8 protein-coding genes are annotated in these 4610 nt (G+C 60.9%); 4 read left to right on the forward strand and 4 right to left on the reverse strand.

What is annotated here, in order from left to right:
- The 4 genes from D6877_RS14730 to D6877_RS14745 form a co-directional block, all read right to left on the reverse strand.
- Positions 1-713, reverse strand: a 713-nt coding sequence (locus D6877_RS14730) for a collagen-like protein (RefSeq protein ID WP_130911269.1), incomplete at its 3' end; no start/stop codon positions are given.
- On the reverse strand, positions 706-987 hold the full coding sequence (locus D6877_RS14735; protein ID WP_016771375.1) for a DUF1145 domain-containing protein: 282 nt from the start codon (positions 985-987) through the stop codon (positions 706-708). The genes D6877_RS14730 and D6877_RS14735, both read right to left, overlap by 8 nt.
- Positions 988-1147: 160 nt before the next feature.
- The gene (locus D6877_RS14740) at positions 1148-1870 is read right to left on the reverse strand and encodes an OmpA family protein (RefSeq protein WP_130911270.1); all 723 of its coding nucleotides are present in this window, start codon (positions 1868-1870) and stop codon (positions 1148-1150) included.
- Positions 1871-1960: 90 nt separating this feature from the next.
- Positions 1961-2656: an OmpA family protein gene (locus D6877_RS14745; protein ID WP_024011908.1), complete on the reverse strand. Its 696-nt coding sequence runs from the start codon at positions 2654-2656 to the stop codon at positions 1961-1963.
- A gap of 199 nt (positions 2657-2855) precedes the next feature.
- On the opposite strand from D6877_RS14745, the gene D6877_RS14750 reads away from it, so the two are divergent.
- From D6877_RS14750 to D6877_RS14765, 4 genes are all read left to right on the forward strand, one after another.
- The gene (locus tag D6877_RS14750) at positions 2856-3353 is read left to right on the forward strand and encodes a DUF6231 family protein (protein WP_130911271.1); all 498 of its coding nucleotides are present in this window, start codon (positions 2856-2858) and stop codon (positions 3351-3353) included.
- A gap of 4 nt (positions 3354-3357) precedes the next feature.
- Positions 3358-3834, forward strand: a complete 477-nt coding sequence (locus tag D6877_RS14755) for a YchJ family protein (protein WP_130911272.1) — start codon at positions 3358-3360, stop codon at positions 3832-3834.
- Between the two features lie 121 nt (positions 3835-3955).
- Complete coding sequence (locus D6877_RS14760; protein WP_130911273.1) at positions 3956-4441, forward strand: LEA type 2 family protein; 486 nt, start codon at positions 3956-3958, stop codon at positions 4439-4441.
- Positions 4442-4446: 5 nt separating this feature from the next.
- Positions 4447-4610: zinc chelation protein SecC (locus tag D6877_RS14765; RefSeq protein WP_130911275.1), on the forward strand; the 164-nt coding region annotated here is incomplete at its 3' end.

A 4610-nucleotide genomic window follows, 5' to 3' on the forward strand; every position in this document is an offset into this window, starting at 1 on the left:
GGCTGGCCATCCGCGCCGGCCTTGCCGTTCTTGCCGCCATCTGCGCGGTACACCAGGCAGCCCTTGGATTTGCCGCCCTTGCCTGCTTTACCACCGACACCCGCCGGGCCGCCGGCACCGCCAGCCACGTTGACCTTGATCAGCTCGGCAGGGAACTCCCGTGGTACGGCGAGGCGCACCAGCGCACCCGGCGCGCCCGGCTGGCCATCGCTGCCGTCACTGCCATCGGCACCGTGGCCGGCCGAGCCATAGGTGCAGCCCGGATCTTCACCGTTGCCGCCGTCGAGGCCGACGAAACCTGGCGCGCCCCGGCCGCCACGGGCATCGACCGTCAGCTGCGGCGCGCTCAGGGCCTGAAATTGCAGATTCAGATTGCGCCCTGCCCGGGCCGCTTTTTCATAAGTGCCCGGGGCGCCGCGTGCGGTGATCTGGCTGCCCTCGCTCAACTCAGCGCGCTTGACCTTCACTTCCAGCGCCTGTTCAGCCGGAACGATGGCGATGCGCGCTTCGTGGCCCAAGCGCAATTCATCGATGTTCAATTCGGTCACATTGGACGGGATCAGCAAGGTGCCGTAATCGGCCACTTCCAGTTTCTCCAGTTGCAGCGTGCTGGTGGTGTTGGGCAAGCGCATCAAAGAATTGCTTTGCACGTTGACCACTTGGGCACAGGCCAATGGGCTGATAAATGCAGCGAGCAGGCAGAGTTTACGCATGGGAAGAAGCCTCCGGAGCGGCCGGGGCCGGGATGGTTTGCAGGTGGAAAACGCCGAACAACAGGATGCGGCCACGATCACGCCAAGGATGCGGACGGCCCTTGAGGCTGCGGTTGCACAGCAGCACTTCGAGTAGATGAATCAGCAACAACAGAGCGCCGGCCAGATTGACCAGCAGATGCAGCGGATGAACAAACGGCACCAGTTGATTGGCCAGCACCACGCAGCAGAACAGCAGGGTCAGCAAACGCCCCAGCCCCCAGAACACCTTCATACGCTCCCCCGTGTTGCGAATTATTCTTTGCACGCACAGTACCGGCTTCTGCGGGGGATAAGCCAGAGGGAAAAATGAAATTTGTGCAAACGCTGATGAAATGGCTGCCGGGCCGATGATTTCGACCCGGCAGCTCTAGCCGGCGGACTACAGACCTTTCCTAACGATTGATATGCAGCTCGACCCGGCGATTTTCCGCGCGGCCTTCATCGGTGGCGTTATCGGCGACCGGCTCACTTTCGCCTCGACCCTCGCTGGTAAGCTTGTTCGGCGCCAGGCCCTGACTGAGCAAGTACGCTGCGACACTGCTCGCACGCCGCTCGGACAAAGCCTGGTTATAGGCATCGGAGCCTTTGCTGTCTGTATGCCCGATGACTTTGATGCTGACCACATCGGCATTGCGCAGCTTGTCCATCAAGGTGTCGAGCTGGGCTTTGGCCGCCGGGGTCAGATCGGACTTGTCGAAATCGAACAGCACGTTGCCGGCATCGCTCAAGGTGATCACTTCGGTTTGCGGCGCCGGTTCGACCGGTTTGACTGCCGCCGGATATTGCGGCAGCGGGCAGCCACGGTGATCGACTTCGGTATTTTCCGGTGTGTCCGGGCAGCGGTCGCGGCGGTCAAAGACGCCGTCGCTGTCTTCGTCGCCATCCTGGGCGTAACAGATCAGCCCACCGGTAAGAATGCCCAATGCCGCGCCGCCACCGGCCCAGCCTGCGCTTTCAATGGCGCCAAGACCGCCGCCGACCAGGCCGCCAAGCAGGCTGCAGATTGGCCACGTACGTTGATTGAGGGGGGCGGTGCCATCGCTGTGAGTGGCACAACCGGTGAGCAAGCTGCCTAGCAGCAGCACCGGCAAGACGGACCTTGAGAAAACACGCATTTGTGAACGCTCCTGTGTACCGGCCCATACCGGTTACACAGGAGTAAAGACCCGCATCCGCGACTGCACAAGCCGCGGATGCGAGAGGGGCTAGCGGACGATTTTGATTTCGGTGCGACGGTTCTGCGCGCGACCATCGGCCGACTTGTTGTCGGCAACAGGCTGGCTTTCACCAAGGCCCGACACCGAAACGAAGCTGGCACGCGGTACACCCTGCTGAATCAGGTATTCCACCACCGAGTGCGCACGACGATCCGACAGTTTCTTGTTGTAGGCATCGCTGCCGACACTGTCGGTGTGACCGGTCACGGTCAGTTGCGCGGTAGAGGATTCCTGTTTCAGGCGATCGGCGACCTTGTCCAGCACTTGCTTGTCAGGGCCGGTCAGCGTGGCTTTGTCGAACTCGAAATGCACATCACGAATGACGATAGTTTCTTCCTTGACCACAACCGCTTCTTCGACCACTGGCGCAGGCGTCGGTGGCGGGCAACCGTCAGCATCGACCTGCACGCCTTTAGGTGTGCCCGGGCACTTGTCGCGACTGTCCGGCACGCCATCGCCGTCTTCATCGCCGTCACCATGCACCCAGCAATAGGCCGCTGCCGTACCACCGACAAGCAGTGCACCGTAACCGGCCCACGAAGCGCTTTCCGTCGCACCGAGACCGGCACCCACCACACCGCCGACCGCCGCACAGGTCGGCCAGTCGGTCTTCTGCAAACCTGCACAACCAGTCAACACACTGGTTAGCAGAACCAAGGGTAATGCTGTCCGAACTATGCTCATCTAGTTTTCTCCTGAGGGATCGGCTTAAAACCGATTCAGGGAGTAAAGACCGGAGTTTTAATCTCCGCCAGCAATAGGCCACCGCTGTTTGCGACCGTGTTCACAGGGGTTTGCCTCTTTTGGCGAAAACCGCCGCCACCGGGCGCTTTGCCGACGCGGTCTGGCAGGCTAGTCTTGGCGGTCTGACTGAGGAGCTTCGATGAACGTCGCCATTTCTTCGCGCACGCCGCAACAGGCGCTGGCCGCTTTGCTGGATCGCTACGCCCCGGCTCGATTGCTGTTGATCGGCGCCAGCGAGTTTCCCGCCTTGAGCGCTTTCAAGGACGCGCATCCAGACACCGTGGTCGCCCATGCCGCACCCGGCGCGCTGCCGGCTGAGCTGGCCGCGCAACGCTTCGATCTGGCGCTGGTGGTCGATTGCCTGGAACATTTGCCCAAGCGCGATGGCCTGAATCTGTTGGGCGGCATCCGCAATCTCAACGCCAGTCGCATCGCGGTGCTGGCGGATCTGGCGGCCAGTGGCTGGCAGGAAACCGACTTCTACTCATTGGCCCTGCAGGCCAGCGAGCGTTTCCAGCGCGACGAGCAGGTGCTGACCCTGTTCACCTACGATCTGCTTGACTACAAACAAGTCCCCGACTGGCTCAATTCACGCTTCTGGGCCAATCCGGAAAACTTCGGGAAATACTGGTGGTAATGCAATGAGTACAGCCATTTGCCCTTGCGGCAGCGGCAATCTGCTGGACGCCTGCTGCGGCCCTTATCACGACGGCCACCCGGCGCCGTGCGCCGAAGCCTTGATGCGCTCACGCTACAGCGCTTATGTGCTGGGACTGGTCGATTATCTGGTGGCGACCACCCTGCCCGCGCAGCAGGCGGGACTGAACCGACAATCGATCAGCGACTGGAGTGCACAAAGCACCTGGCTCGGCCTCGAGGTTGAAAGCTCGGAAGTCTTTGGCGGCCAGCCGGAACACGCCTTCGTCACCTTTACCGCACGCTGGCACGACAGCCAGGGCGAGCACAGCCATCGCGAGCGCTCCTCATTTGTCCAGAACGGCGGGTGCTGGTACTTCATCGATCCGACGGTGCAGATGAAGCTGGGGCGCAATGACGGCTGCCCTTGCGGCAGCGGGCAGAAGTTCAAGAAGTGTTGTTCGGGTTATTTCGGCGCTTGAGCTGAAGATCAAAAGATCGCAGCCTTCGGCCGCTCCTACAAAGAATTTGCGTTCATTCTGTAGGAGCTGCCGAAGGCTGCGATCTTTTTAGGTCTAGACTGGCACCAAAGGGAGTAACACCATGCTCGGTCATCGACGCACATTACATTTTCTGCTGTTGATGCTGACCCTCAACCTCGGCGGCTGCGCCTCTTGGTTCAGCGATGACGGCGTCGAGCCCGCCGTGCATCTGGTGAAAGTCGAGGTGGTGCGGGCCAAACTGCTCGAACAGAAATTCATCCTGCACTTTCGCGTCGACAATCCCAACGACAGCGACCTGACCGTGCGCGGCCTCGAATACCGGATTCATCTGGCCGACATGCTGCTCACCGAGGGCGAGCACGAGCACTGGTTTACCGTCGGCCCCAAGCGCAGCGCTTACTTCAAAGTGCCGATCCGAACCAACCTGTGGCCGAAGGTCAAACAGGTGGTGAAACTGCTGAAAAATCCGAACCAGCAGATTCCCTATCGATTGCAGGGGGAAATGGAAACCGGTTTATTCATCGCCCACTACGTGCACCTTGAGCGCAATGGCGTGATAATCCCCGCCGATCTAACTCCGGAGTGACCTCGATGACCCAGCAACCCCATGTCCATGGCCCTGACTGCAACCACGATCATGACCACCATCACGATCACGATCACGATCACGACCATGGCCATGTCCACGGCCCGAACTGCGGCCACGCCCACCAGGAACCGGTGCGCAACGCCCTGAAAGACGTCGGCCGCAACGA

Source organism: Pseudomonas sp. Sample_9 (genome assembly GCF_004307535.1).
GTDB lineage: Bacteria > Pseudomonadota > Gammaproteobacteria > Pseudomonadales > Pseudomonadaceae > Aquipseudomonas > Aquipseudomonas mercuritolerans.

Bases quoted from the DNA above. Each gene is read 5' to 3' on its own strand.
- D6877_RS14735 (WP_016771375.1), bottom strand. From the start codon at position 987: ATGAAGGTGTTCTGGGGGCTGGGGCGTTTGCTGACCCTGCTGTTCTGC.
- D6877_RS14740 (WP_130911270.1), bottom strand. From the start codon at position 1,870: ATGCGTGTTTTCTCAAGGTCCGTCTTGCCGGTGCTGCTGCTAGGCAGC.
- D6877_RS14745 (WP_024011908.1), bottom strand. From the start codon at position 2,656: ATGAGCATAGTTCGGACAGCATTACCCTTGGTTCTGCTAACCAGTGTG.
- D6877_RS14750 (WP_130911271.1), top strand. From the start codon at position 2,856: ATGAACGTCGCCATTTCTTCGCGCACGCCGCAACAGGCGCTGGCCGCT.
- D6877_RS14755 (WP_130911272.1), top strand. From the start codon at position 3,358: ATGAGTACAGCCATTTGCCCTTGCGGCAGCGGCAATCTGCTGGACGCC.
- D6877_RS14760 (WP_130911273.1), top strand. From the start codon at position 3,956: ATGCTCGGTCATCGACGCACATTACATTTTCTGCTGTTGATGCTGACC.